Genomic DNA, 24,719 nt, shown 5'->3' on the forward strand with positions numbered 1-24,719 from the left:
ATATGGCAAATACGAAACGTACCCTGTTTCTGAAGCGCCGTCTGCGCGTCCGGAACAAGCTTCGCAAGGTCAACGCAGGCCGTGTGCGCCTGTCGGTGCACCGCTCGAACAAGAACATCAGCGTCCAGCTGATCGACGACGTGCAGGGCGTGACCCTGGCCGCAGCCTCCTCCATGGAGAAGGACCTGGGCTTCGTCGGCAAGAACAACGTCGAGGCGGCCAAGAAGGTCGGCGAGGCGATTGCCGAACGTGCCAAGAAGGCCGGTGTGGAAGCAGCCTATTTCGACCGTGGTGGTTTCCTGTTCCACGGCTCGATCAAGGCCCTGGCCGATGCGGCCCGCGAAGGCGGCCTGAAGATCTGATCTTCGGCTCCGACCGTGGTGGTGGGATATCTCCCACCCTACGCCAAATGCGATGTCCGTCCCCGGTTTGCCCCGGGGTCGGACATGATCGTAGGGTGGGTGCCAACCCACCATTCGAGAGAGGGCCTCTTTGGGGGCCCCGATGATCCGGGAGACGCCGTTCCGACGCGCCTCACCTGGATTGGATAACCCGGGCGGTCAATGGACACGCCCAGAAGTGAAGGAATTGCCTCATGGCAAGAGATGACAACCGGGGCCGCCGCGACCGCGACGAAGCACCGGAATTCGCAGATCGCCTGGTAGCGATCAACCGCGTGTCCAAGACCGTCAAGGGCGGTAAGCGTTTCGGCTTCGCCGCGCTTGTCGTCGTGGGCGACCAGAAGGGCCGCGTCGGCTTCGGCAAGGGCAAGGCCAAGGAGGTCCCCGAGGCCATCCGCAAGGCCACCGAGCAGGCCAAGCGCCAGATGATCCGCGTTCCGCTGAAGGAAGGCCGCACCCTGCACCACGACATCGAAGGTCGTCACGGTGCCGGCAAGGTCGTGATGCGCACCGCACCGCAGGGTACCGGTATCATCGCCGGTGGTCCGATGCGTGCCGTCTTCGAGATGCTGGGCGTTCAGGACGTGGTCGCCAAGTCGATCGGTTCGCAGAACCCCTACAACATGATCCGCGCCACCCTGGACGGCCTGACCAAGGAATCTTCCCCGCGTCAGGTGGCTCAGCGTCGTGGCAAGAAGGTCGCCGACATCCTGCCGTCCCGTGACGAAGCGCCCGCCGCTTCCTCGCAGGTCGCAGAAGAGGCGTAAGGAGGCTTCACCATGGCAACCATCGTCGTCAAGCAGATCGGCTCTCCGATCCGTCGCCCCGCCATCCAGCGCCAGACGCTGATCGGCCTGGGTCTGAACAAGATGCACAAGACCCGCGAGCTCGAGGATACCCCCTCGGTGCGCGGCATGATCCGCAAGATCCCCCACCTGGTGGAGATCGTCGAAGAGAAGGCCTGAGCCTTCCTTCACGGCCCCTCCCGGGCGGACAGTGAATGACGAAACGCCCCGGCCGCAAGGTCGGGGCGTTTTGCGTCGTGACGATGGTCTTGTCGGCGTCGCCGGTCGTGCCCTGGCCTGCCAGGGCATCTGCCTGGTCGGGACTGCGCGAGGTCGGGAATTCTCCTAGTCTGGGATCTGCATGTGCCGGCGGATGGCGGCAGAGGACAGGTCGAGGAAAGGGAAGCCCTGTTCGGCTCCTTCATCCAGGTCGACGTTCAGGCGGATCTGATAGCGGCCGTTCGCGGGCACCTTCATCGGGGCGCTGATCGCTGCGGCCATGAAGCCTTCGGGGAAGGCGGCATTGCCATCGCTGTAGGCCAGTCGGAAGTCCGTGCCGGGGCGTACCGCCACCAGGGCCGGGAAGTCCGAGTCGAACTGGTCGCCGTTGGAGAAGTCGAGCGGGTGGAAGCCATGTTCATTGGCGAAGCCGACGGCAAAGGCCGAGGAATTGCCGGTGCTGCGGATGGTGCGCGTGCGCCTGGCGGGGACGGTCGTCCAGCCCTCGACCCGGATCTTGGCGTCTCCGCCCAATCCGGCGGGCTCGAGCGTCGCCGAGAAGACCTTGAAGTCGGTCTTGCCGCTGTTCTTGACCAGGATCTCGACGCCTGCGGCGGCGGACTGGCCGACAAGCGCGAGGACGAGGGTGCAGAAAGAGGCGAAAAGGCCCCGTCGCATGGTGGAAAGCACGAAAATCTCCCTTGGAAATGGATGCCCGGGAAGACTAGGCAGCGGATCGCGCCATGGGCAGCAGAAAGCGCGCCCCGGGCTGAGTAGGCACCCAGACGCGAAAAAGCGTCACTTCCGCGCAACAGGCCGGCCTGTCCCTTGCTGCGGCGCGGAGCTGCCCCCATATCGAGGCGAAACCGAGGAGGGTTCTCTCTTGTCCCGTTTCCCTGCGCCTGACTTGTCCCGATCCGCCGGCCCGAGGCCAGGGGGGCGTCTGACGGCCCTGGCGGCCCTCTTGCTTGTGGCAGCCTGTGCCACGCCGCCGCGACCGACCCCGGCACCCGAGGCCCGCCCCATGTCCGGCGAGGTTCACGGCACGGTCGGTGTGGGGGTGAACAGTCAGCGCGGTGCGATCGGCAAGGCCGACCTCACGCTGACGATCTGCAACAACACCAGCCCCTTCTCGGTGGGGGTGCGCGGCTCGGACGGGCGCAATGCCGTCGAGGCCCGTTGCTGATCGCGGATCGGGACGGCCTGCGACCTGATCCCGCAGGGCCCGGGGCAGGCCGCTGCGGCCTTGCATCGCGGGCCGCAACCCGCTACACGCGCCCGGTGGCCCTGCGCGCAGATTCCCTGCCGTGCGGTGCCGAATGACAAGCAACCAAGAAAAGCCGTGGCCGTCCCATCCGCTTCGGGGACGTTTCCGGCAAGGAGAAGCGAAATGAAACTGAACGAACTCCGCGACAACGCGGGCGCCGCCCCGAAGAAAAAGCGCGTTGCACGTGGTCCCGGCTCTGGCAAGGGCAAGACCGCCGGCCGTGGTATCAAGGGTCAGAAATCCCGCTCGGGCGTGGCCATCAAGGGCTACGAGGGCGGCCAGATGCCGCTCTACCAGCGTCTGCCCAAGCGTGGCTTCAACAAGCCGAACCGCAAGAATTTCGCCGTGGTCAACCTGGGCCTGATCGCCGCCTTCATCGAAGCCGGCAAGATCGACGCCAAGGCCACCGTGACCGAGGACGTGCTGGTCGCCTCCGGTCTGGTCCGCCGCAAGCTGGACGGCATCCGCGTTCTGGCCAAGGGTGACATCACCACTGCCGTGAACCTGGAAGTCACCGGCGCCTCGAAGTCGGCTGTCGAAGCCGTCGAGAAGGCAGGTGGTTCGCTGAAGGTGGCAGCCGCAGCCGCGGAATAAGGTTGTGAGCCGCCGGTCGGCGGCTTACATCTTGCCACGTCATTTCTCATCGAGCGCCGCCGAGCCTGGAAATGGCTTCGGCGGCGCTCTGCCAAGAAAGAGAGCCATATGGTATCTGCAGCAGAACAGATGGCTGCCAACACCTCCTGGGCCGCGCTCGGCAAGGCCACGGAGTTGCGCAAGCGCATCCTCTTCACCATCGGTTTGCTGATCATCTGCCGGCTTGGCACCTATATCCCCGTGCCGGGGATCGACGGTGCCGCGCTGCGGGAGTTCATGGAAGGCGCGGGCCAGGGTATCGGCGGCATGCTGTCGATGTTCACCGGCGGCGCGCTTGGCCGCATGGGGATCTTCGCCCTGGGCATCATGCCCTATATCTCTGCCTCGATCATCGTGCAGCTCATGACGGCCATGGTGCCGGCGCTTGAGCAGCTGAAGAAAGAGGGCGAGCAGGGCCGCAAGAAGATCAACCAGTACACCCGCTACGGCACCGTGCTGCTGGCCACGCTGCAGGCCTACGGCCTTGCCGTGTCGCTGGAAGCGGGCGACCTTGCCTCGGATCCGGGTCTCTTCTTCCGCCTCGAGGCCGTGATCACCCTGGTGGGCGGCACCATGTTCATGATGTGGCTGGGCGAACAGATCACCGCGCGCGGCGTCGGCAACGGCATCTCGCTGATCATCTTCGTCGGCATCATCGCCGAGGTTCCCGCAGCCCTGGCGCAGTTCTTCGCCTCGGGCCGTTCGGGCGCCATCAGCCCGGCCGTGATCATCGGCGTGATCGTCATGGTCATCGCGGTCATTGCCTTCGTTGTCTTCATGGAACGCGCCCTGCGCAAGATCCATATCCAGTACCCCCGCCGCCAGGTGGGCATGAAGGTCTATGACGGTGGCTCTTCGCACCTGCCGATCAAGGTGAACCCGGCGGGCGTCATCCCGGCGATCTTCGCCAGCTCGCTGCTGCTGCTGCCGACCACCATCGCGACCTTCTCGGGCTCTGATACCGGCCCGGTGATGTCGACGATCCTGGCCTACTTCGGCCCCGGTCAGCCGCTTTACCTGCTGTTCTTCGTCGCGATGATCGTCTTCTTCGCCTACTTCTACACCCACAACGTGGCGTTCAAGACCGAAGACGTGGCCGACAACCTGAAGAACCAGAACGGCTTCGTGCCCGGCATCCGCCCCGGCAAGAAGACCGCGGAGTTCCTTGAATACGTCGTGAACCGGGTCCTGGTGCTCGGTGCGGGCTACCTGGCACTGGTCTGCATCATGCCGGAGATCCTGCGCAACCAGTTCTCCGTGCCCTTCTACTTCGGCGGCACCTCGGTGCTGATCGTCGTCTCGGTGACCATGGATACGATCCAGCAGGTGCAATCTCATCTTCTGGCCCACCAGTACGAGGGCCTGATTGAAAAATCGCAGCTGCGCGGTAAAGGTAAGCGCCGGGCACGCAAGGGAGGAGCTGCACGTCGATGAATATTATTCTGCTTGGACCGCCGGGGGCCGGCAAGGGCACCCAGGCCGGGATGCTGGTCGCGGAACGCGAGATGATCCAGCTGTCGACCGGGGACATGCTGCGCGAGGCCCGCACCTCGGGCACCGAGATGGGCAAGGTCGTCGCCGACGTCATGGATCGTGGCGAGCTGGTCACGGACGAGATCGTCATCGGCCTGATCCGCGAGAAGCTGGAAGGCCCGCAGAAGGGCGGTTTCATCTTCGACGGCTTCCCGCGCACCCTGGCCCAGGCCGATGCGCTCGAGGCGCTGCTGGCCGAGATGGGGCAGAAGCTGGACTATGCCATCGAGCTGCGCGTGCGTGACGAGGTCCTGGTGGACCGGATCGTCAACCGCGCCAAGGAGACCGTCGCGGCCGGCGGCACCGCCCGTGCCGACGACAACGAGGAAAGCCTCAAGAAGCGGCTGATGGAATACTACAAGAAGACCTCTCCGCTGCTCGGCTACTACCATGCCAAGGGCAACCTCGAGCGGGTCGACGGCCTGGCGGCGATGGATGTGGTCAAGGCCTCGATCGGCGCGATCCTGGATCGTTGATCCCCGGGCCCGGATTGCCTTGGGCCGGAGCACAGGAAAGACAGAGGGCGTCCCCGGGGGGGCGCCCTTTTGCATTGATGTCGGGCCTTGTCATTTGACCGGCCGGGGAGGGGGCGGCAGGGTCAGGGCATGACGCGCCCTGCCACGCTTCCCGCCCTTCTGCTGGCGCTGCTGCCCCTCGTGGCCGTGGCACAGGATGTCGCCTGGATCGACGATCCGGCCTATTGCGCCGCTTCGATCGCAGCCTGGGAGGAGCGCGAGCCGATGGTGCTGGAACGGCATCACATGGGCAATCACTACATGGGCTGCGACTGGGCCGCGCGCCTGCCCGACCTCGAGCCGGGGCAGCGCTTCACCATTCCGCAAGCCAGCTGCGCCGACAACCAGGCCATGCCACGCTCGCGCTTCTGGACGACGGAGATCCGCGGAGCCTTCTCCCGTGACGGCAGGATCACGCTGCGCATTCCCGGATTCCGCCCGGCACGGGTGACATTCCGCCGCTGCCCCGGTGTCGGGTGGTGATGCCCGGTCTTGAACCCCGGGCCCGGGCACTGTACCCTGAGGAGACATTCCCATGGGCGTATCGCCGCCCGAACGGACGTGGCTTCGGGCCCCTGGTGGACAATCCGGGGGCGCTCCACGTAACCGTGAAAAATGGGTTGACCCTCCCTCGAATACAAAATACGCAGCCCTATCCCCGCGTGCGCGCCGATTCTGGCGTGTCCTGTGGGTGTCCGTTTCAGACATGGCCCAAGGTCGTAATACCTCGGGCCATCCTGTTGTGAAAAAAGGATCTGGAGCTACGGATCCGCAACCAAAGGAAAGTGACCATTGGCACGTATCGCCGGCGTTAACATCCCGACTGCAAAGCGGGTTCCCATCGCCCTCACCTACATCACCGGTATCGGCCCCGCATCGGCCAAGGCCATCTGCGAAGCCGTCAACATCGACCTGACCCGTCGTGTGAACGAGCTGTCCGATGCCGAAGTGCTCTCGATCCGTGAGCATATCGACGCCAACTACACCGTGGAAGGCGACCTGCGCCGCGAAGTTCAGATGAACATCAAGCGCCTGATGGATCTCGGCTGCTACCGCGGCCTGCGCCACCGCCGCAACCTGCCGGTTCGCGGTCAGCGTACCCACACCAACGCTCGTACCCGCAAAGGCCCCGCAAAGGCCATTGCCGGCAAGAAGAAGTAAGGGGAGACCGCAGATATGGCACGTGATACCCGTCGTGGGGGCAAGAAAAAGGTCTCCAAGAACATCGCAGCTGGCGTCGCACATGTGAACTCCAGCTTCAACAACACCAAGATCCTGATCTCGGACGTGCAGGGCAATGCGATTGCATGGTCCTCCGCCGGCACCATGGGCTTCAAGGGGTCGCGCAAGTCGACTCCCTACGCTGCCCAGATGGCTGCGGAAGATGCCGGCAAGAAGGCCCAGGAACATGGTGTGAAGACCCTGGAAGTCGAAGTGCAGGGCCCCGGTTCGGGCCGTGAATCGGCGCTGCGTGCGCTGGCTGCCATCGGCTTCAACATCACGTCGATCCGCGACGTGACCCCGATCGCACACAACGGTTGCCGCCCGCCGAAGCGCCGCCGCGTCTGATCGGACGTACCTGATACGGGGGGTCGCGCCTTGGCGCGGCCTCTCTTTTCGTCTTTTGAACCTCGGGCGTGCCGGCCTACGGACATGGGGCCGGGACAGGAATTGAGGAGACACGCATGATCCACAAGAATTGGGCCGAACTGATCAAGCCGACCCAGCTTGACGTCAAACCGGGCAATGATCCCGCGCGTCAGGCGACCGTCGTCGCCGAGCCGCTGGAGCGTGGCTTCGGCCTGACGCTCGGCAACGCGCTGCGCCGCGTGCTGATGTCCTCGCTGCAGGGTGCGGCCATCACCTCCGTCCAGATCGACAACGTGCTGCACGAGTTCTCGAGCGTGGCCGGTGTGCGCGAAGACGTCACCGACATCGTGCTGAACCTCAAGGGCGTGGCCCTGCGCATGGAAGTCGAAGGGCCGAAGCGCGTCTCGATCTCGGCCAAGGGCCCGGGCGCCGTCACCGCCGGTGACATCGCCGAGACCAACGGCATCGAGGTTCTGAACCGCGATCACATCATCTGCCATCTCGACGAGGGTGCGGACCTGTTCATGGAGCTGACCGTGAACACCGGCAAGGGCTATGTCCCCGCCGACCGCAACAAGCCCGAGGATGCACCCATTGGCCTGATCCCGATCGACGCGATCTATTCGCCGATCAAGAAGGTGTCCTATGACGTGCAGCCGACCCGTGAGGGCCAGGTGCTGGACTATGACAAGCTGACGCTGAAGGTGGAAACCGACGGTTCGATCACGCCGGATGACGCCGTGGCCTATGCCGCCCGCATCCTGCAGGACCAGCTGTCGATCTTCGTGAACTTCGAAGAGCCCGAGTCGGCCTCGCGCCAGGACGACGACGACGGTCTGGAGTTCAACCCGCTGCTGCTGAAGAAGGTCGACGAGCTCGAGCTGTCGGTCCGTTCGGCAAACTGCCTGAAGAACGACAACATCGTCTACATCGGCGACCTGATCCAGAAGACCGAAGCCGAGATGCTGCGCACCCCGAACTTCGGCCGCAAGTCGCTGAACGAGATCAAGGAAGTGCTCTCGGGCATGGGCCTGCATCTCGGGATGGACGTCGAGGACTGGCCGCCGGACAACATCGAAGACCTGGCGAAGAAGTTCGAAGACCACTTCTGATCCGCAGGGCAGGTGGGTTGCACCCACCCTACGCCGGACCGGACGGAGGGTGCGACAGGTGTAGGGTGGATGAAATCCACCTTCGCCGCGCCTCGGAAGAAATAAAGAAGGGCAGGGCGCAGGCTCTGCCCTTTTCGCTTGCCCGAGGCCTGCGCCTGATGTCGGAGGCGCGTCGGCAGAGTCCTGACACGGCGGCGGCGCACCGCCCATTGCAGAACCTTCATTTCCGCCGGGCCGAACGGGGTGATAGCTCCGGGGCCAGCAATGCCCGGAGGCCCCATGCCGCTTGTCCACTACCTCACCCATCCGCAGGTCCATATCGACGCCGAGGTCGAGGTGACCGACTGGGGCCTGTCGGATGTCGGCGCCGCCCGGCTGACCGTACTGCTTGGGGCGCCGGCGCTTCTGGGCGTGACCCGCATCGTCAGCAGTGCCGAACGCAAGGCGATGGAGACCGCGACCCTGCTGGCCGCCGACCTCGGCCTTTCGCCAGAGATCCGCGCCGCGATGCACGAGAACGACCGCAGCGCCACCGGCTTCCTGCTGCCCGAGCAGTTCGAGGTGGCGGCGGATGCCTTCTTCGCCACGCCCGACGAAAGCTATCGTGGCTGGGAAACGGCTCGCGCGGCGCAGCACCGCATCCTTTCCGAGGTCGGTGATTGCCTCTCCAGCCAGGGCGATGGCGACCTGCTGCTGGTCGGTCATGGCGGTGTCGGCACGCTGCTTTACTGCGCGCTGGCGGGTCTGGCGATCGACCGCTGCCACGATCAGGCGCGTGCCGGCGGCGCCCCGGGCGGGGGCAACTACTTCGTCTTCGACAGCGAGACCCGGCAGCCCCTGCACGGCTGGCGCCCGCTCGAGGCGCTGGTCGGTCTGGCTGCCTGACGGCTCACCTGGCCCGCCCGCGAAAGGCTATCGAAAACAGAGCTGAAAGCCTTGCCTGCAAGGCCGCCTTCGGCTATTGCACGCGCACCGCGAGTCGGCTGGGCAGGTCTGCTGCCGTCGCCCGCGTGTCCGGGGCCGCAAGGCCCGTGGTTTTTCAGGGCATTCCGCCCCAAGGAGAGCTTCCCGACGCAGGGAGGCCGGACAAAGCAAAACCGCCCGTAGAGGGCACCAGGAGTAAGACAATGCGTCACGCAAAAGGTTACCGCCGCCTGAACCGTACCCACGAGCACCGCAAGGCGCTGTGGTCGAACATGGCTGGCTCGCTCATCGAACACGAGCAGATCAAGACCACCCTGCCCAAGGCCAAGGAACTGCGTCCGATCGTCGAAAAGCTGATCACGCTGGCCAAGCGCGGCGGTGACGATCTGCACGCCCGCCGTCAGGCCGCATCCAAGCTGAAGCAGGACGCTCTGGTCCAGAAGCTGTTCGACGTCCTCGGCCCCCGCTACGCCGAGCGTCAGGGTGGCTACATCCGCATCATGAAAGCCGGCTTCCGCTACGGCGACATGGCCCCGATGGCGATCATCGAATTCGTCGACCGTGACGTCGACGCCAAGGGCGCAGCCGACAAGGCCCGCCTGGAAGCCGAGGAAGCCGCCGAGTAATCGCGCGCCCCTCAGCAGAGATCGCGAACCCCCGTCGGTGCCTCCGGCGGGGGTTTTGCTTTGGCCGCAGCGCCGCAGTGGGATGCGCACGGGCAGGTGATCCCCGATGGCTTGCCTTCCGCGCCGCCGGTCCGCATATCTGGTCCCTGACCGCCGCGACAGAAAGGCCCCAAGGTGCTCCGGAAACTCGCCGCCCTGCTTCTTCTTGCCCTGCCTCTCGGCCAGCCCGCCCTAGCGCGGGTGCCCGGATCCCAGGCCGAGATCACCCTCAGCTTCGCGCCCCTGGTGAAGGAGGCCACCCCGGCGGTGGTCAATATCTACGCCAAGCGCATCGTCGAGAGCCGCGCCTCTCCCTTCGCCAACGACCCGATCTTTTCCGAGTTCTTCCGCAACTTCGCGCCGTCGCGACCGCGGGTGCAGAACTCTCTCGGCTCTGGGGTGATCCTGTCGGAGGACGGCTACGTGGTCTCGAACTACCATGTCGTCGGACAGGCGGACGAGATCCGCGTGGTGCTGAACGACCGGCGCGAGTTCAACGCCGAGGTGCTGCTGGCCGATGCCGCCTCGGATCTTGCCATCCTCAAGCTGGAGGGGGCCGAGGACATGCCCCACCTCGACCTGCGTGACAGCGACACCGTCGAGGTCGGAGAGCTGGTGCTGGCCATCGGCAACCCCTTCGGCGTCGGGCAGACGGTCAGCTCGGGCATCGTGTCCGGCCTCGCGCGGTCCGGCACGGCGACGGGCAACGAGCGCGGCTATTTCATCCAGACCGATGCGCCGATCAATCCGGGCAACTCGGGCGGGGCGCTGATCGACGTCTCTGGTCAGCTGATCGGGGTGAACACCTCGATCCTCAGCCGCTCGGGCGGGTCGAACGGCATCGGGTTCGCCATCCCCGCCGGGCTGGTGAAGGAATTCCTGTCGCAGGCGCAGGGCGGCGCCGGCCAGTTCCAGCGTCCCTGGGCCGGGATGACCGGGCAGGCGGTGGATGCGGACATGGCCGACCACTTCGGTCTGGACCGCCCCGAGGGCATCGCGGTGACGGCGCTGCACCCTGCCTCGCCCTTCGCCGAGGCCGGCTTCGAGGTCGGAGACGTGATCCTGGCCGTGGGTGGCCTGCCCGTCGCCTCGCCGCCCGAGATGATCTTCCGCATGACCGTGGCGGGGCTCGGCAATCAGGTGAAGGTCACCCGGCTGCGCAATGGCAAGACCCGCGACGTCAAGGTGCGGATGACCCCGGCGCCCGAGGATCCGCCGCGTGATCCGCTGACCACGGGCCGCGCGGGGCCGATCCCCGGCATGGCGCTGGTCACCGTGAATCCGGCCGTGATCGCCGAGGCGACCCTGCCCAACGACGCCAGCGGCGCAATGATCACCGACCCGGGCGGCATCGGCCAGCGCGCCGGGCTGCGCAGCGGAGACGTGATCACCGAGGTCAACGGCACCGCCGTCGCCAGCTCGGCGCAGGCCGAGGCGGCGCTGTCGGAGGCGCGTGATTTCCTTGCCCTGACCGTGCTGCGCGATGGCAAGGCAATGTCGATGCGGTTCCGACTCTGATGGCGGATCTGTTCGGCTCTGATCCCGCGCCCGGCGCGGCACAGGACAGTTCGGCGGGCCCGCGCCCGCTGGCTGATCGGCTGCGCCCGCAAAGCCTGTCCGAGGTCATCGGCCAGAGCCAGGTCATCGGCCCGGATGCGCCGCTGACGGTGATGCTGGCCTCGGGCGCGCTGTCCTCGCTGATCTTCTGGGGCCCGCCCGGCACCGGCAAGACCACCATGGCCCGCCTCCTGGCCCATGAGACGGATCTGCATTTCGTGCAGATCTCGGCGATCTTCTCGGGCGTGGCGGATCTGAAGAAGGTCTTCGAGGCCGCCCGCCAGCGCCGTCGCATGGGGCAGGGGACGCTGCTGTTCGTCGACGAGATCCACCGTTTCAACAAGGCCCAGCAGGACGGCTTCCTGCCGCATATGGAAGACGGCACGATCCTTCTGGTCGGCGCCACCACCGAGAACCCCAGCTTCGAGCTGAACGCGGCGCTTCTGTCGCGTGCGCAGGTCATGGTGCTGGAACGGCTCAGCCTGGACGACCTGGAACTGCTGGCACAACGCGCCGAGGCGGCGCTGGAGCGCACCCTGCCGCTGAACCCCGACGCCCGCGCGGCGCTTCTGGGCATGGCCGACGGCGACGGCCGCGCCTTCCTGAACCTCGTCGAGCAGGTTGCGGCCTGGAAGGTCGGCGAACCGCTGGACCCCGAGCAGCTGGCCAAGCGCCTGATGCGGCGGGCGGCGAAATACGACAAGTCCGGCGATGAGCACTACAACCTGATCTCGGCGCTGCACAAGTCGGTGCGCGGCAGCGACCCGGACGCGGCGCTCTACTGGTTCTGCCGGATGCTGGAGGGCGGCGAGGATCCGCGTTACCTGGCCCGCCGCATCACCCGGATGTCGGTCGAGGATATCGGCCTGGCCGATCCGCAGGCCCAGACCATCTGCCTGGATGCCTGGCAGGTCTACGAACGCCTCGGCTCCCCCGAGGGCGAGCAGGCGCTGGCCAATGCGGTGATCTACCTGGCGCTGGCGCCCAAGTCGAACGCGACCGAGATGGCCTATCTCGCGGCGCGGGCCGAGGCGCGCAAGACCGGCTCTGTCATGCCGCCGAAGCACATCCTGAATGCGCCGACCAAGTTCATGGCGGGGCTGGGCTATGGCGCGGATTATGCCTATGACCACGATGCCGAGGACGGGTTCTCGGGGCAGAACTACTTCCCGGAGGGGATGAAGCGCCCGGGCTACTACCAGCCGGTGGAACGGGGCTTCGAACGCGACCTGAAGAAGCGGATCGAGTATTTCGCCCGGCTGCGCGCCAAGCGGGCCGGAGACCCGGGGACGTGATCCAGGGACCTGGGCCGACGCAGGGCGCAACGCGGCCATAACCCTGTAAAGCTTGACATTGGAGGGCGCGCAAGCGACAGACGCCGGATGTTTCTGACACTGCTTAAAGTTGCTGCCGGGGGCGCCATCGGTGCCTCGCTCCGTTACCTTTCGGGGGTGGCGATCCTGCGCCTTGCGGGGCCGGGGCTGCCGATGCCGCTCGGGGTGGTCTTCGTGAACATCCTCGGCTCGTTCCTGATGGGGGCGCTGGTGGTCTACATCGGCGAGAAGGGACTTGGTCACTGGAACCCCTTCCTGGCGACGGGGATTCTGGGCGGCTTCACGACCTTCTCGTCCTTCTCGCTCGAGGCCTTCACCCTCTACGAGCGGGGAGAGCCCGGTCTGGCGGCGCTTTATGTCGGTGTCTCTGTGGTGGTCTCGTTGGCGGCAATCGTCGCCGGGACCTACGTGATGAAAGGTGTCCTGGCATGAGCGGCGTGCAGCAGATCGAGATTCCGGCAGGCGATGCCGACATGCGGCTGGACCGCTGGCTGCGGCGGACCTTCCCGCAGCTGACCCAGGGCCGGATCGAGAAGATGTGCCGCAAGGGAGAGCTGCGTGTCGACGGCGGGCGGGTGAAATCCAGCACGCGCCTGTCGCCGGGCCAGATCCTGCGCGTGCCGCCGATCCCGGTGGGCGAGGCGCCCGAGCCCGAGTCCGGGCCGCGCATCTTGGATGCCGACGTGAAGATGATGCAGGCGGCGGTGCTGTGGAAGGATGATCACATCATCGCCCTGAACAAGCCGCCGGGCCTGCCGGTGCAGGGCGGTTCGAAGCAGACGCGCCACGTTGACGGCCTCTCCGAGGCGCTGAAGTTCGGCTATGACGAAAAGCCCCGGCTGGTGCACCGCCTCGACAAGGATACCTCGGGCCTGCTGTTGCTGGCGCGCACCCGCGAGGCGGCGGCGAAGCTGACGGCGGCCTTCCGGTCGCGCGAGACCCGCAAGATCTACTGGGCGCTGGTCGCCGGGGTGCCCCATCCCTACATGGGCACGATCAAGTTCGGGCTGGTGAAGGCGCCGGGCCATGGCTCGGGCGGTGAGGGCGAGAAGATGATCTGCGTCCACCCGCGCGACATCGAGAGCACCCCGGGTGCCAAGCGCGCCGTCTCCGACTACTCGGTCCTGTGGCGGCTGGGTCAGCGGGCGGCCTGGGTCGGGCTGGTGCCGGTGACGGGCCGCACGCACCAGCTGCGCGCCCATATGGCCGAGATCGGCCACCCGATGATCGGCGATGGCAAGTACGGCGGGTCCAGCCAGGAAAACCTGGGCGATGGCTGGGGCGCGCAACTGGGCGGAGAGATTTCCCGCAAGCTGCACCTGCATGCCCGGCTGCTGCGCTTCACCCATCCCTTCACCGGCAAGCCGGTCGAGCTGGAGGCACCGCTGCCCGAGCACATGAAACGCTCCTGGGATCACTTCGGCTGGTCCGAGGATACTGTGCGCAAGGATCCCTTCGACCTCGACGAACCGCTGGGATAAGCCGATGAGTGACCTGCGACTGGTGATCTTCGACGTGGACGGCACGCTGTCCGATTCGCTGGGCGAGATCCGCGCCGCCATGGCCGAGGCCTTCGACGAGATCGAGCTGACGCTGCCCTCGCGCGATGAAATCAAGCGAATCATCGGCCTGTCGCTGGATCAGGCGATGGTCCTGCTGGCGCCCGAGGTGCCGGCCTCGACCCATGCGCGGCTGGTGGCGGCCTACAAGGCGGCCTACCAGCGCAATCGCCTGGCCGCCGGACCCGAGCATTCGCCGCTGTTTCCCGGCATGAAGGCCCTGGTGCGGCGCCTGGCCGGCGAGGATGAGACGCTGCTGGCCGTGGCCACCGGCAAGTCGCGCCGCGGGCTGGAGGCCCTGCTGGATGTGCATGGGCTGCGCGGCTATTTCCAGTCGATCCAGGTGGCGGACGATCACCCCTCCAAGCCGCATCCCTCGATGATTCTCACCGCCCTGGCCGAGACCGGGGTGGCGCCGGCGCGCGCCGTGATGATCGGCGACACGCGCTATGACATCGACATGGCACAGGCGGCGGGCGTGGCCTCGATCGCGGTCGGCTGGGGCTACCATCCGCTGACCGAAATGACCCATTCCAGCGCCACGGCGGAGACCGCCGAAGAGCTGGCCGCAGCCATCGACAGACTGACCGGAGAGACCCGATGAGCGACTGGAAACCGCGCGTCTTCTGGACCCGTTCCGAGGCCGTGCCGACCGAGGGCGGCTACACCGTGCAACTGGACGGGCGTCCGGTCCGCACCCCGGCCAAGGCGCCCCTCGTGGTGCCCTCCGAGCCATTGGCACAAGCTTTGGCTGGCGAATGGGCGGCCCAGGCCGAGGTCGTCGTCCCGGCCACGATGCCGCTGACGCGGACCGCCAATTCCGCCATCGACAAGGTCTCGGTGCAGCGCGCCGAGGTGGCCGAGATGCTGGCCGAATACGGCGACGCCGACCTGCTCTGCTACCGGGCCGAGAGCCCCGCCGAACTGGTGGCGCGACAGCAGCAGGCCTGGGACCCGATGCTTGACTGGGCCGCCGATGAACTGGGCGCCCGGCTGGCGCCCCGGCAGGGGATCCTGCATGCGCCGCAGGACCCCGAAGCCCTGTCGCGACTGCGCGCGCGGGTCCATGCGATGACCCCCTTCGAGCTGGCGGCCTTCCATGACCTGGTGTCTCTCACCGGCTCCCTGGTCCTGGGCTTTGCCTCTTTTTTGACCACCCGGTCGGACGAGGACCTGTGGCAGCTCTCGCGGATCGACGAGACCTGGCAGGAAGAGCAATGGGGCGCAGATGAAGAGGCGCAGGCCGTGGCCGCGCTGAAAAGGGTCGCTTTTGAAGACGCACGACAATTCGTGTCGCTCCTGGCACCTGACTCGCGCCCCTGAGGGGGCCGGGCAGGGGCTGGCCCGGCGCCGCCGACGCCCGCCCCGATCCATTCCAGTTTGGAAATTCGACGTTCGCTTTTCGTGATGAATGGCTTGACCCCTCCAGGTGAATCCGCTCAGTGTTTAGGCATTGTTAAGGGGGAGCACCCTTAGCGAATTCGTCCCCGGCTCTGTGTCGGTAAACCGCCGCAGAGGACAAGGCGGACCATCAGGAAGAGGTAAACATGAAAAAATCCGTATTTCTTGGCGCGCTGACCGTCGCTGGCCTGGCCGCCGGCGTTGCCGGTGCTGCCACCCTCGATGACGTGAAAGCTCGCGGCAAGCTGAACTGCGGCGTCACCACCGGCCTTGTCGGTTTCGCGGCCCCCGACGCCAACGGCGAATGGGAAGGCTTCGACGTCGGCGTCTGCCGCGCCGTTGCCGCCGCCGTGCTGGGTGACCCGACCGCGGTCGAGTTCGTCCCCACCACCGGCAAGACCCGCTTCACCGCGCTGGCCTCGGGCGAGATCGACATCCTGCCCCGCAACACCACCTGGACCTTCTCGCGCGATGTCGACCTGAAGTTCACCTTCATCGGCGTCAACTACTACGACGGTCAGGGCTTCATGGTTCCCAAGGAGCTGGGCGTTTCCTCGGCCAAGGAACTGGACGGCGCCACCGTCTGCATCCAGACCGGCACCACCACCGAGCTGAACCTGGCCGACTTCTTCCGCGTCAACAACATCACCTACGAGCCGGTTCCGATCGAGACCAATGCTGAAGCTCAACAGCAGTTCCTCGCCGGCGCCTGCGACGTCTACACCACCGACGCCTCGGGCCTCGCCGCCACCCGCGCGACCTTCGAGAACCCGGGTGACTACGCGGTTCTGCCCGAGATCATCTCGAAAGAGCCGCTGGGTCCGCTCGTCCGTCACGGCGATGACGAATGGGCCGATATTGCCCGCTGGACGCTGAACGCCCTGATTGCGGCCGAAGAATACGGCGTGACCTCCGCCAATGTCGACGAGCTGGCCTCGGCCCCGACCGACAACCCGGAGATCAACCGTCTGCTCGGCACCGAAGGCGAACTGGGCGCGATGTTCGGCCTCGAGCCGACCTGGGCCGTCGCGGCCATCAAGGCCGGCGGCAACTACGGTGAACTGTTCGAGAAGAACATCGGCGAGAACACCCCGATCGGTCTCGCCCGTGGCCTGAACGCCCAGTACACCGATGGCGGCCTGCTCTACACGCCGCCGTTCCGCTAAGATCTGAGCGAGGAGGGGCGTGGCAGAAGTCGCGCCCCTCCTCCACATCTGGTCCCGCAAAGGGACAGACCCGGCCACGCGCGAAGACGCCCTGATAGAAACGGCCGGACACGGGGAAGATTTACATGACAACGCTTACTGATCCGCCGGCGGAGTCCTTCAAGCTATCCATGCTTGTCTACGACACGCGCTACCGGTCCTACACCTTCCAGATCATCGCGCTGATCGGCGTTCTGACGTTGTTCGGCTGGCTGACGAACAATACGGTCCAGAACCTGAACGACCTGGGCAAGGAGGTCGATTTCGGCTTCCTGAGCACGCCCGCCGGTTACGACATCAACCAGCGCCTGATCGAATACGACAACCAGGACACCCATTTGCGCGCCGCCTTCGTCGGGCTGCTGAACACGCTTCTTGTCGCTGTCCTCGGCTGTGTCACCGCCACCATCATCGGGGTCATCGTGGGCGTGCTGCGCCTGTCGAGCAACTGGCTGGTCGCCCGCCTGATGACCGTCTACGTCGAGATGTTCCGCAACGTGCCCGTGCTGATGTGGATCGTCCTGGCCATGGCCATCCTGATCGAGAGCCTGCCCTCGCCGCGCGACTTCAGGGGGGACACCCCCGAGGCGACGATGAAGCTCTTCGACACGGTCGCCTTCACCAACCGCGGCGTCTACGTGCCGGAGCCGCTCTTCTCGCGCGGGATCGGCGACCTGTCGGTCTTCGGTGCCTTCGGGATCAGCCTCGACCTGATCGCCATCATCGTGGTGCTCATCGGCTCGTTCTGGGTGGCAAAGCGGATCGGACGCAAGGCGGACGCAACCCAGGAAGCCACCGGCGTGCGGCCGCGGACCTGGCATGTGCAGACCGCCGTTATCATCCTGCCGGTCGTCATCCTGCTGGTCCTGCTCGGCTTCCACCTGGGCTACCCCGCGTTGCAAGGCTTCAACTTCCAGGGCGGCACCCACATGCGGAACTCGCTGATCGCCCTGTGGCTGGCGCTGTCGCTCTATACCGCGGCCTTCATCGCCGAGAACGTGCGTGCCGGCATCCTGGCCATCTCGAAGGGCCAGACTGAAGCCGCCGCGGCGCTTGGCCTCAGATCCAACCGGATCATGAACCTGGTCATCCTGCCTCAGGCGCTGCGGGTGATCATCCCGCCGCTGATCTCGCAGTATCTCAACCTGACCAAGAACTCGTCGCTGGCGATCGCCGTGGGCTACATGGACATCACCGGCACGCTGATGGGGATCACCCTGAACCAGACCGGACGAGAGCTTGAGACCGTGCTTCTGGGCATGCTCATCTACCTGGTGATCTCGCTGATCATCTCGGGCGTGATGAACATCTACAACGAGCGCAAGAAACTGGTGGAGCGTTGATATGAGCGATACACACGCAGAAACGGTCCTCTTTGTCCGTGAAACCATGCTGGAGCAGCAAGAGCCGCCATCCTCGATCGTGGGGCCGGTTGGCTGGGCGCGGAGCAACCTGTTCAACGGCTGGAAGAACAGCCTGCTGACGGGGCTTTCTCTGGCCTTCGTCCTCTTCCTGCTCTCGGGGCTGCTGCCCTGGTTCTTCTCGCCGACCTGGAATGCAACCTCGCTGACCGAATGCCGCGAGATCCTCGCCGGACATGAGGGCGCATGCTGGGGGGTGATCCGCGAGCGCTGGCTGCAGCTGCTCTTCGGCTTCTATCCCTCCGAGCTCTACTGGCGTCCCATCCTGACGCTGATCCTGCTGCTGGTGGCCCTGGGCCCGGTGCTCTACACCGATTACTTCCCGCCCAAGCTGCTGTACTTCTCGGCCGCCTTCCCCTTCCTGATGCCCTGGCTCCTGTGGGGCGGCAGCATCTGGATGCCGATCATGGTCGCCGCAGGTTTCGCCATCGGGTACTTTGTCTTCGTGGCGCTGATGAAGGTCGTGAATGCCGGGATCTCGCTTTTCGTTGCCGCAGTGGCGGCGATCGTGTGGTGGATCTTCCTGGCGGCCCTGGTCACCAATGGCATCGCCTCCGTGGTGCCGCTGGTGACGCTGGAGCCCGTGCCCTCGCGGAACTTCGGTGGCTTCATGCTGTCTGTCACCATCGGCGTCACGGCCATCGGCTGCTCGCTTCCCATCGGGATCGTGCTGGCGCTTGGCCGTCGCAGTGACCTGCCGCTGGTCAAGCTGCTCTGTGTCTGCTTCATCGAGTTCATCCGCGGCGTGCCGCTGATCACGCTGCTCTTCGTGGCCTCGGTGCTGCTGAACATCTTCCTGCCGCCGGGTACCAACTTCGACATCATCCTGCGGGTGATGATCATGGTGACGCTGTTTGCCTCCGCCTACATGGCCGAGGTGATCCGCGGGGGCCTCGCTGCCCTGCCCAATGGCCAGTACGAAGCGGCCGATGCGCTTGGCCTCGACTACTGGAAGGCACAGCGCCTGATCATCATGCCCCAGGCCCTGAAGATCTCGATCCCCGGTATCGTCTCGACCTTCATCGGCGTGTTCAAGGACACGACGCTGGTGTCGATCATCGGCCTCATCGACCCGCTGGGCCTGGCTAATGCGATCCGCGCCGACACCGCCTGGAACGGTGTCTACTGGGAGCTGTTCATCTTCATCGGTGCCGTCTTCTTCATCTTCTGTTTCTCCATGTCCCGTTACTCGATGTATCTGGAGCGCAAGCTTCAGACCGGGCACCACTGAGGAGTAAGTCAAAATGACCAATACTGCTGTCGAAACGCCCGTGAACACCTCGGCCATGAAGGTCTCGGACGAGGTCGCGATCGAGATCTCCAACATGAACAAGTGGTACGGGTCGTTCCACGTTCTGCGGGACATCAACCTGACCGTGAACAAGGGCGAACGCATCGTCATCGCCGGCCCCTCGGGGTCGGGCAAGTCCACGATGATCCGCTGCATCAACCGCCTGGAAGAGCACCAGTCGGGCAAGATCATCGTCGACGGGACCGAGCTGACCTCGGACCTGAAGAACATCGACAAGGTGCGCTCCGAGGTCGGCATGTGCTTCCAGCACTTCAACCTCTTCCCGCATCTGACGATCCTGGAAAACTGCACCCTGGCGCCGATCTGGGTGCGCAAGACGCCGAAGAAGGAAGCCATCGAAACCGCGATGTACTTCCTCGAGAAGGTGAAGATCCCCGATCAGGCCAACAAGTACCCCGGCCAGCTTTCGGGCGGCCAGCAGCAGCGTGTGGCCATCGCCCGCTCGCTCTGCATGCGTCCGCGCATCATGCTGTTCGACGAGCCCACCTCGGCGCTCGACCCCGAGATGATCAAGGAGGTGCTGGACACTATGATCCAGCTTGCCGAGGAAGGCATGACCATGCTCTGCGTGACCCACGAGATGGGCTTCGCGCGCCAGGTCGCCAACCGGGTGATCTTCATGGACCAGGGCCAGATCGTCGAACAGAACGAGCCCGAAGAGTTCTTCAACAACCCGCGCTCGGAACGCACCAAGCTGTTCCTCAGCCAGATCCTGGGTCACTGATCCAGCGACAGGCACCGGCGACCGGCGCAAAGACCAGGGCTCCGCTTCGGCGGGGCCCTTTGCATTTCAGCCGCCGTCACGTCGCGGTCCGGCAGCCCTCCGCCACCCGGTCACGCGGATGTGAGCCATTTGGGCGACAAACTCTGACAGGGCGGGCAAATTCAACGGTTCGGAGCCCTCCGTTACAACGGTGGTGACAATGGTCCTTCGTCACAAGCGCTGCAGTGATGACGGTGGCCGAGGCGTCCTTCGAATACCGGAGGGGCGGGCCGCAGGCATCCCATTGAAGGCCCCGTTGGGCCGTGTTGACGAAAGGATACCTGATGAAATTTGCACTCCTCGCCGCCGCCGCCCTCGTCGCGGGCACCTCGGGGGCCGTCTGGTCCGCAGGCTATGGCCAACCCAATGCCCATGCCGGCTACGGCACCCATGCGCTGACCTATACGCCGCAGGCGCTCGAGCCGCTGAAGGTCTCGGGCCCGGCGATCCTGGTCGATGACAAGGGCATGACCCTCTACACCTTCGATATCGACCAGGGCGGGGCCTCGAAATGCTATGATGGCTGCGCCGTCGACTGGCCGCCCTACCTCGCCGGGGCCGATGCCTCCGCGAGCGGAGATTTCAGCACCGTGGCCCGTACCGATGGCACCTCTCAATGGGCCTACAAGGGCGCACCGCTCTACTACTGGATCGGCGACGCCGAGCCGGGCGACACCAATGGCGACGGCATCGGCGGTGTCTGGCACGTCGCGGTGAAGTGACATCCGAATTCGCGGGCAAGCCGGCTCCCCGAACGGATCCCCGCGTCTCGCCCGGTCTGCTCCCCAGCAGGCCGGGCACTTAGGTTTCCAGCTCTCGCGGAACGACGAAGTCGACGACCCGACCGGTTCCGGGGCGCAGGGCCGACCAGTCGGCGATGTCGAACTCGGCCACCAGCGTCGCGCCGGTGGGGTAATCGGCAAAACGCGGATGCGCGGGGGGCTCGCGCAGAAGGCGCGCCGCAAAGAGCCCGATGCCGGGATTGTGCGCCAGCACCAGCACCACGCCGCCGCTCGCCCTCTGCAGGCTGTCCAGCAGCTGCGGCGGCTCGGCATGGTAGAGATCCTCGTGGAGCTCGGGCAGCAGGCCCAGGCCAAGCCCGTCCCAGCTTTCCCGCGTGCGCAGGGAGGTGCTGACAAGCGCCTGGTCCGGCAGGGGGGCATGGGCGCGCAGCCAGTCGCCCAGCAGATGCGCCGCACGCCTGCCCCGGCTGTTCAGAGGCCGCTCGTGATCCGGCAGCTGCGGATCGCCCCACGAGGACTTGGCATGGCGCATCAGGATCAGGCGTCGGGTCATGTCACCCCCAGGAACTGTCGCATGTGATAGGCGGAATGGGCAGGCAGGCGCGCGCCGGGCGTCGCGGCAGGGCAACTGCGGCGGGCCAGGCAACCGCCCCTCAGGCAGCCCTGCCCCTCGGGGCGCCGCAGGTGGGCCTTGCAGGCGGCCACGTCATAGCCCTCGGCGCCGCCGAGCGCATCGACCGGGCAGGCGGTGGTGCAGGGGGCGGCACAGGCGTCGCAGGGGCGCGGGGTGGCGGCGGGTGGCGTGACCTCCCATGACAGGGCAAGGGCGCCACGGAACGAGGTGAACAGCCCCATGCCGCGATGCACCAGCATGCCCACGGGCGAGGCATGGACCGCGCCGCTGGCCTGGGCCCAGCCGAGGAAGGGCAGCCAGGGTGGCCCGCCGAAGGGAAAGAGCGCCTCGGCGCCGATCTCGGCCGCCCAGTCCGAGATGACCCGGCGCGACCAGCGATCCATCGGATCCGCCGCGCCGTCCCGCCACTCGGAGCTGGCGGTGAAGCCGGGCCAGAAGGCGGGTTGGGCCGGGGACAGCAGCAGCAGGCTGCGCGTGCCCTGAGGCAGCACGGGCCAGAGCGCGCATTGCGCGGCATCCAGCCCGCAGGAAATCGTCAGCAGGCGGCTTTTTGCCGCCGCTTCGAGGTCGTGCAGATCCCGCGCCTCACTCGGCACGGATCATCGAGCCGGCACCATGTTCGGTGAACAGCTCGAGCAGGACGGCATTGGGCGCCCGCCCATCCAGGATGACCACGGCCCGCACACCGCGCTCGATGGCATCCAGCGCGGTCTCTGTCTTGGGAATCATGCCGCCGGCGATGATGCCCTCGGCGGTCATGTCGCGAATCTGCTGGGCGGTCAGGGCGGTCACGACCTCTCCGCTGCCATCCTTGACGCCGGCGACATCGGTCAGCAGCAGCAGGCGATCCGCCCGCAGGGCCCCGGCAATGGCCCCCGCAGCGGTGTCGCCGTTGACGTTGAAGGTCTCGCCGGCCCGGCCCATGCCGATCGGAGCGATGACGGGGATGATGTCGCTGCGGAACATCGAATGCAGGATGGTGGTGTCCATCTCGTCCGGGGTGCCGACCAGGCCCAGCTCGGGGTCATCCTGGCGACAGATCATCAGGTTGGCGTCCTTGCCGGACAGGCCCACGCCCTTGCCGCCCTGCTCGTTGATCGCGGCGACAATGCGCTTGTTCACCTGCCCCGAGAGCACCATTTCCACGACATCCATCGTGGCGGCATCGGTGACCCGCTTGCCCTTCACGAAATCGGATTTGACCTGAAGCTTGTCCAGCATCTCGTTGATCATCGGGCCGCCGCCATGGACGATCACCGGGTTCACCCCGACCTGCCGCATCAGCACGATGTCGCGGGCGAAGGTTCGCAGCCCCTCGGCGTCGGTCATGGCGTGGCCGCCGAACTTGACCACGACAATGGCCCCCTCGTAGCGCTGCAGGTAGGGCAGGGCCTCCGAAAGGGTCCGGGCGGTGGCGATCCAGTCTCGGTTCATGGCTGTCTGCTTCTTCATCTCTGCGTCCTCGTTTCAAGGCTTGATACGATGTGACCGCGGCTCTGCCAAGCCCGCTGCGGATGGAGTGGCTTTCGCCGGTTTCAAGGGGGCCTCACGCAAATCGTTAACGCTGTTGCAGACTGCGGCGGGGAATTGCCGTCGTCAGGGGGCGTCGCAGGCGCCTGCTGGCCGATGCCCCCGGGGCATTGCCAAGACCCATGGAACTTTCCGCGATTCTCACCAGTTAGTGCAGCGAGAACGCGGCGGGCTCCGCCGTGTTCACCGCTTTACACGAGGCGGCAGTGCCGGGACCCCCGCCCGGAAAAGGAAACGAAGGAGACAACAATGTTTCGCAACACGATGATCGCAGCAGTGGCCGCAAGCGCCGTCGCAGTCCCCGCCTTTGCAGGCGCCTACACCGAAGCGCCCGCCGACCCCGTCGTCGCGACCCCCGCGCCGGTCTACACCGCCGGCACCGACTGGACCGGCGGCTACGTCGGTGCCCAGCTGGGCTACGGCAATGTCGACGTGAACGGCGTCGGTGAAGAAGATGGCGCCGTCTACGGTGTCCAGGGTGGTTACGACTACGACTTCGGCACCTTCGTGCTGGGTGGTGAAGTCGACTACGTCGGCGCAGAAGACGGCATCCTGGCCGGCGCTGACCTGGATTCGATGACCCGCATCAAGCTGAAAGCCGGCTACGATGCCGGCCCGGCGCTGATCTACGGCGTGATCGGTGCAGCCTACGCCAACACTTCGGCAGGCGACGACAACGGCATGGTCTACGGCGTTGGCGCCGACTACATGGTCAACGACACGGTCTCGGTCGGTGCAGAATACCTGTACCACGAGTTCGAAGACTTCAACGGTTCGGGCACCGACATCGACGCCGGCACCCTGGCGGCACGTGTGAACTACCGCTTCTGATCCGCGTCACCGCGTATCGAACCGACGATCAGAGAGGCCCGGGCATGCGCCCGGGCCTTTTCCGTCGGGACAGTGGTGGTCCGGGTCCCCAGCTGGCCGACCCCTGAGCTGATCGGGCGTCCGGCCCTGTCCTCGCGTCATTGGAGCCCTGATTTTACCGCGAATTTTGCGGTTTCCGGCCCGCTAAATGAACTTTTAGGGCGACTCATGTGTTCTGTTTCCATGGAACGCAAACACGCCCATCTTCTTTTCCCGGTGCTGCTGGCCATTTGCCTGGCTTTTGCGGGACGTCCCGTCGATGCCCGCGATCTCTTCGCCGGCGTCTATGTCGGCGCATCCCTCGGGGTGGCGACCTCGGCGGACAATGACGCGCTGCAAAGCCTCAATGCGGGGATCAACAGCCGTCGCGGTTCGATCGTCCTCGGAGCAGAGGGCGAGATTGCGCGCACGGGGATCGACACCTCTGCCGGCCGGATCGACCGCATCACCCGGCTCAAGAGCCGCGTGGGCCTGGTCGATGGCGGTACGCAGTACTACGCGGTCGGCGGCGTGGCCGAGGCCAGCGGTGATTTCGGCAGCTCGGTCGGCTACATCCTCGGCCTCGGGGTCGAGACCCATGTGCGCGACAATGTCACCATCGGCGCCGAGCTGCTGCATCACGGGTTCCGCGATGTCGGTGGCGCGGCGCGGGATATCGAGGTGAACACCCTGACGGGGCGGGTGAACTACATGTTCTGATGCGGTCTCTGGCCGCGCCGGCACCCCTGGGGGCGCACCCGGATGGG

30 protein-coding genes are annotated in these 24,719 nt (G+C 65.9%); 26 read left to right on the top strand and 4 right to left on the bottom strand.

Annotated elements, in window-relative coordinates; all coding sequences use genetic code 11:
• The first annotated feature begins 2 nt into the window (after nt 1-2).
• The 3 genes from rplR to rpmD all read left to right on the top strand — a co-directional run bounded on the left by rplR (nt 3) and on the right by rpmD (nt 1,366).
• Nucleotides 3-362: a 50S ribosomal protein L18 gene (gene rplR / locus OS124_RS0101445; protein ID WP_010137493.1), complete on the top strand. Its 360-nt coding sequence runs from the start codon at nt 3-5 to the stop codon at nt 360-362.
• A gap of 233 nt (nt 363-595) precedes the next feature.
• Nucleotides 596-1,168: a 30S ribosomal protein S5 gene (rpsE, locus tag OS124_RS0101450; protein WP_010137494.1), complete on the top strand. Its 573-nt coding sequence runs from the start codon at nt 596-598 to the stop codon at nt 1,166-1,168.
• Between the two features lie 12 nt (nt 1,169-1,180).
• A complete protein-coding gene (gene rpmD, locus OS124_RS0101455; protein WP_010137495.1) occupies nt 1,181-1,366 on the top strand; it encodes a 50S ribosomal protein L30 in 186 nt (61 codons plus the stop codon).
• A 165-nt stretch (nt 1,367-1,531) separates the two neighbouring features.
• Here the strand turns inward: rpmD and OS124_RS0101460 are convergent, their stop codons facing one another.
• Nucleotides 1,532-2,095, bottom strand: a complete 564-nt coding sequence (locus tag OS124_RS0101460; RefSeq protein ID WP_029375088.1) for a hypothetical protein — start codon at nt 2,093-2,095, stop codon at nt 1,532-1,534.
• Nucleotides 2,096-2,429: 334 nt separating this feature from the next.
• On the opposite strand from OS124_RS0101460, the gene OS124_RS27185 reads away from it, so the two are divergent.
• The 21 genes from OS124_RS27185 (at nt 2,430) to OS124_RS0101565 (ending at nt 20,918) form a co-directional block, all read left to right on the top strand.
• A complete protein-coding gene (locus OS124_RS27185) occupies nt 2,430-2,591 on the top strand; it encodes a hypothetical protein (protein WP_168161416.1) in 162 nt (53 codons plus the stop codon).
• 204 nt (nt 2,592-2,795) lie between these two features.
• Nucleotides 2,796-3,266 carry a 50S ribosomal protein L15 gene (gene rplO / locus OS124_RS0101470; RefSeq protein WP_010137498.1) on the top strand — a complete coding sequence of 157 codons (471 nt, stop codon included), beginning with the start codon at nt 2,796-2,798 and terminating at the stop codon, nt 3,264-3,266.
• Between the two features lie 108 nt (nt 3,267-3,374).
• Complete coding sequence (secY, locus tag OS124_RS0101475; protein ID WP_010137499.1) at nt 3,375-4,739, top strand: preprotein translocase subunit SecY; 1,365 nt, start codon at nt 3,375-3,377, stop codon at nt 4,737-4,739.
• Entirely contained in the window at nt 4,736-5,314 is a 579-nt protein-coding gene (locus OS124_RS0101480) for an adenylate kinase (protein WP_010137500.1), read from the top strand. The genes secY and OS124_RS0101480 overlap by 4 nt, the downstream gene beginning before the upstream one ends.
• A 129-nt stretch (nt 5,315-5,443) precedes the next feature.
• Nucleotides 5,444-5,836: a hypothetical protein gene (locus OS124_RS0101485; protein WP_010137501.1), complete on the top strand. Its 393-nt coding sequence runs from the start codon at nt 5,444-5,446 to the stop codon at nt 5,834-5,836.
• Between the two features lie 309 nt (nt 5,837-6,145).
• A complete protein-coding gene (rpsM, locus tag OS124_RS0101490; RefSeq protein WP_010137502.1) occupies nt 6,146-6,514 on the top strand; it encodes a 30S ribosomal protein S13 in 369 nt (122 codons plus the stop codon).
• Nucleotides 6,515-6,529: 15 nt separating this feature from the next.
• Complete coding sequence (gene rpsK, locus OS124_RS0101495) at nt 6,530-6,922, top strand: 30S ribosomal protein S11 (RefSeq protein ID WP_010137503.1); 393 nt, start codon at nt 6,530-6,532, stop codon at nt 6,920-6,922.
• Between the two features lie 116 nt (nt 6,923-7,038).
• On the top strand, nt 7,039-8,055 hold the full coding sequence (locus OS124_RS0101500; RefSeq protein WP_010137504.1) for a DNA-directed RNA polymerase subunit alpha: 1,017 nt from the start codon (nt 7,039-7,041) through the stop codon (nt 8,053-8,055).
• Between the two features lie 279 nt (nt 8,056-8,334).
• On the top strand, nt 8,335-8,940 hold the full coding sequence (locus OS124_RS0101505) for a histidine phosphatase family protein (RefSeq protein WP_010137506.1): 606 nt from the start codon (nt 8,335-8,337) through the stop codon (nt 8,938-8,940).
• Between the two features lie 242 nt (nt 8,941-9,182).
• Complete coding sequence (rplQ, locus tag OS124_RS0101510; protein WP_010137507.1) at nt 9,183-9,605, top strand: 50S ribosomal protein L17; 423 nt, start codon at nt 9,183-9,185, stop codon at nt 9,603-9,605.
• A 174-nt stretch (nt 9,606-9,779) separates the two neighbouring features.
• On the top strand, nt 9,780-11,162 hold the full coding sequence (locus OS124_RS0101515) for a trypsin-like peptidase domain-containing protein (RefSeq protein ID WP_010137508.1): 1,383 nt from the start codon (nt 9,780-9,782) through the stop codon (nt 11,160-11,162).
• Nucleotides 11,162-12,496, top strand: a complete 1,335-nt coding sequence (locus OS124_RS0101520) for a replication-associated recombination protein A (RefSeq protein ID WP_010137509.1) — start codon at nt 11,162-11,164, stop codon at nt 12,494-12,496. Before OS124_RS0101515 ends, OS124_RS0101520 begins: the two co-directional genes overlap by 1 nt.
• 87 nt (nt 12,497-12,583) lie before the next feature.
• Nucleotides 12,584-12,967 (top strand): fluoride efflux transporter CrcB, encoded by a 384-nt coding sequence (gene crcB, locus OS124_RS0101525; RefSeq protein WP_010137510.1) that lies wholly within the window; start codon nt 12,584-12,586, stop codon nt 12,965-12,967.
• Entirely contained in the window at nt 12,964-14,016 is a 1,053-nt protein-coding gene (locus OS124_RS0101530; protein ID WP_010137511.1) for an RluA family pseudouridine synthase, read from the top strand. The genes crcB and OS124_RS0101530 overlap by 4 nt, the downstream gene beginning before the upstream one ends.
• Nucleotides 14,017-14,020: 4 nt before the next feature.
• Nucleotides 14,021-14,698, top strand: a complete 678-nt coding sequence (locus OS124_RS0101535; RefSeq protein WP_010137513.1) for an HAD-IA family hydrolase — start codon at nt 14,021-14,023, stop codon at nt 14,696-14,698.
• The gene (locus OS124_RS0101540; protein WP_010137514.1) at nt 14,695-15,417 is read left to right on the top strand and encodes an ATP12 family chaperone protein; all 723 of its coding nucleotides are present in this window, start codon (nt 14,695-14,697) and stop codon (nt 15,415-15,417) included. Before OS124_RS0101535 ends, OS124_RS0101540 begins: the two co-directional genes overlap by 4 nt.
• 224 nt (nt 15,418-15,641) lie before the next feature.
• Entirely contained in the window at nt 15,642-16,661 is a 1,020-nt protein-coding gene (locus tag OS124_RS0101545; RefSeq protein ID WP_010137515.1) for an amino acid ABC transporter substrate-binding protein, read from the top strand.
• A 125-nt stretch (nt 16,662-16,786) separates the two neighbouring features.
• Nucleotides 16,787-18,043 carry an amino acid ABC transporter permease gene (locus tag OS124_RS0101550; protein WP_010137516.1) on the top strand — a complete coding sequence of 419 codons (1,257 nt, stop codon included), beginning with the start codon at nt 16,787-16,789 and terminating at the stop codon, nt 18,041-18,043.
• 1 nt (nt 18,044) lies between these two features.
• The gene (locus OS124_RS0101555) at nt 18,045-19,352 is read left to right on the top strand and encodes an amino acid ABC transporter permease (protein ID WP_010137517.1); all 1,308 of its coding nucleotides are present in this window, start codon (nt 18,045-18,047) and stop codon (nt 19,350-19,352) included.
• Nucleotides 19,353-19,407: 55 nt separating this feature from the next.
• Complete coding sequence (locus tag OS124_RS0101560; protein WP_085994621.1) at nt 19,408-20,157, top strand: amino acid ABC transporter ATP-binding protein; 750 nt, start codon at nt 19,408-19,410, stop codon at nt 20,155-20,157.
• Between the two features lie 323 nt (nt 20,158-20,480).
• Complete coding sequence (locus OS124_RS0101565) at nt 20,481-20,918, top strand: COG4315 family predicted lipoprotein (protein WP_010137519.1); 438 nt, start codon at nt 20,481-20,483, stop codon at nt 20,916-20,918.
• A gap of 79 nt (nt 20,919-20,997) precedes the next feature.
• Here OS124_RS0101565 and OS124_RS0101570 read toward each other — a convergent pair whose 3' ends face one another.
• The 3 genes from OS124_RS0101570 to argB are packed head-to-tail and all read right to left on the bottom strand — an operon-like array spanning nt 20,998 to nt 23,025.
• Entirely contained in the window at nt 20,998-21,492 is a 495-nt protein-coding gene (locus OS124_RS0101570; protein WP_010137520.1) for a SixA phosphatase family protein, read from the bottom strand.
• Nucleotides 21,489-22,169, bottom strand: coding sequence for a hypothetical protein (locus OS124_RS0101575; protein WP_010137522.1), 681 nt, complete (start codon nt 22,167-22,169; stop codon nt 21,489-21,491). Before OS124_RS0101575 ends, OS124_RS0101570 begins: the two co-directional genes overlap by 4 nt.
• Complete coding sequence (gene argB / locus OS124_RS0101580) at nt 22,159-23,025, bottom strand: acetylglutamate kinase (RefSeq protein ID WP_010137523.1); 867 nt, start codon at nt 23,023-23,025, stop codon at nt 22,159-22,161. The genes OS124_RS0101575 and argB overlap by 11 nt, the downstream gene beginning before the upstream one ends.
• A gap of 327 nt (nt 23,026-23,352) precedes the next feature.
• On the opposite strand from argB, the gene OS124_RS0101585 reads away from it, so the two are divergent.
• Both OS124_RS0101585 and OS124_RS25840 read left to right on the top strand, forming a co-directional pair.
• On the top strand, nt 23,353-23,934 hold the full coding sequence (locus OS124_RS0101585; protein ID WP_010137524.1) for an outer membrane protein: 582 nt from the start codon (nt 23,353-23,355) through the stop codon (nt 23,932-23,934).
• Nucleotides 23,935-24,156: 222 nt separating this feature from the next.
• On the top strand, nt 24,157-24,672 hold the full coding sequence (locus OS124_RS25840) for an outer membrane protein (RefSeq protein ID WP_010137525.1): 516 nt from the start codon (nt 24,157-24,159) through the stop codon (nt 24,670-24,672).
• Nucleotides 24,673-24,719 lie beyond the last annotated feature (47 nt).

This window comes from Oceanicola sp. S124, from assembly GCF_000220565.1.
GTDB lineage: Bacteria > Pseudomonadota > Alphaproteobacteria > Rhodobacterales > Rhodobacteraceae > Pseudooceanicola.

Coding starts and splice junctions, on each gene's coding strand:
- rplR (WP_010137493.1), top strand. CDS start 3: ATGGCAAATACGAAACGTACCCTGTTTCTGAAGCGCCGTCTGCGCGTC.
- rpsE (WP_010137494.1), top strand. CDS start 596: ATGGCAAGAGATGACAACCGGGGCCGCCGCGACCGCGACGAAGCACCG.
- rpmD (WP_010137495.1), top strand. CDS start 1,181: ATGGCAACCATCGTCGTCAAGCAGATCGGCTCTCCGATCCGTCGCCCC.
- OS124_RS27185 (WP_168161416.1), top strand. CDS start 2,430: ATGTCCGGCGAGGTTCACGGCACGGTCGGTGTGGGGGTGAACAGTCAG.
- rplO (WP_010137498.1), top strand. CDS start 2,796: ATGAAACTGAACGAACTCCGCGACAACGCGGGCGCCGCCCCGAAGAAA.
- secY (WP_010137499.1), top strand. CDS start 3,375: ATGGTATCTGCAGCAGAACAGATGGCTGCCAACACCTCCTGGGCCGCG.
- OS124_RS0101480 (WP_010137500.1), top strand. CDS start 4,736: ATGAATATTATTCTGCTTGGACCGCCGGGGGCCGGCAAGGGCACCCAG.
- OS124_RS0101485 (WP_010137501.1), top strand. CDS start 5,444: ATGACGCGCCCTGCCACGCTTCCCGCCCTTCTGCTGGCGCTGCTGCCC.
- rpsK (WP_010137503.1), top strand. CDS start 6,530: ATGGCACGTGATACCCGTCGTGGGGGCAAGAAAAAGGTCTCCAAGAAC.
- OS124_RS0101500 (WP_010137504.1), top strand. CDS start 7,039: ATGATCCACAAGAATTGGGCCGAACTGATCAAGCCGACCCAGCTTGAC.
- OS124_RS0101505 (WP_010137506.1), top strand. CDS start 8,335: ATGCCGCTTGTCCACTACCTCACCCATCCGCAGGTCCATATCGACGCC.
- rplQ (WP_010137507.1), top strand. CDS start 9,183: ATGCGTCACGCAAAAGGTTACCGCCGCCTGAACCGTACCCACGAGCAC.
- OS124_RS0101520 (WP_010137509.1), top strand. CDS start 11,162: ATGGCGGATCTGTTCGGCTCTGATCCCGCGCCCGGCGCGGCACAGGAC.
- crcB (WP_010137510.1), top strand. CDS start 12,584: ATGTTTCTGACACTGCTTAAAGTTGCTGCCGGGGGCGCCATCGGTGCC.
- OS124_RS0101530 (WP_010137511.1), top strand. CDS start 12,964: ATGAGCGGCGTGCAGCAGATCGAGATTCCGGCAGGCGATGCCGACATG.
- OS124_RS0101535 (WP_010137513.1), top strand. CDS start 14,021: ATGAGTGACCTGCGACTGGTGATCTTCGACGTGGACGGCACGCTGTCC.
- OS124_RS0101540 (WP_010137514.1), top strand. CDS start 14,695: ATGAGCGACTGGAAACCGCGCGTCTTCTGGACCCGTTCCGAGGCCGTG.
- OS124_RS0101545 (WP_010137515.1), top strand. CDS start 15,642: ATGAAAAAATCCGTATTTCTTGGCGCGCTGACCGTCGCTGGCCTGGCC.
- OS124_RS0101550 (WP_010137516.1), top strand. CDS start 16,787: ATGACAACGCTTACTGATCCGCCGGCGGAGTCCTTCAAGCTATCCATG.
- OS124_RS0101555 (WP_010137517.1), top strand. CDS start 18,045: ATGAGCGATACACACGCAGAAACGGTCCTCTTTGTCCGTGAAACCATG.
- OS124_RS0101560 (WP_085994621.1), top strand. CDS start 19,408: ATGAAGGTCTCGGACGAGGTCGCGATCGAGATCTCCAACATGAACAAG.
- OS124_RS0101565 (WP_010137519.1), top strand. CDS start 20,481: ATGAAATTTGCACTCCTCGCCGCCGCCGCCCTCGTCGCGGGCACCTCG.
- OS124_RS0101570 (WP_010137520.1), bottom strand. CDS start 21,492: ATGACCCGACGCCTGATCCTGATGCGCCATGCCAAGTCCTCGTGGGGC.
- argB (WP_010137523.1), bottom strand. CDS start 23,025: ATGAAGAAGCAGACAGCCATGAACCGAGACTGGATCGCCACCGCCCGG.
- OS124_RS0101585 (WP_010137524.1), top strand. CDS start 23,353: ATGTTTCGCAACACGATGATCGCAGCAGTGGCCGCAAGCGCCGTCGCA.
- OS124_RS25840 (WP_010137525.1), top strand. CDS start 24,157: ATGGAACGCAAACACGCCCATCTTCTTTTCCCGGTGCTGCTGGCCATT.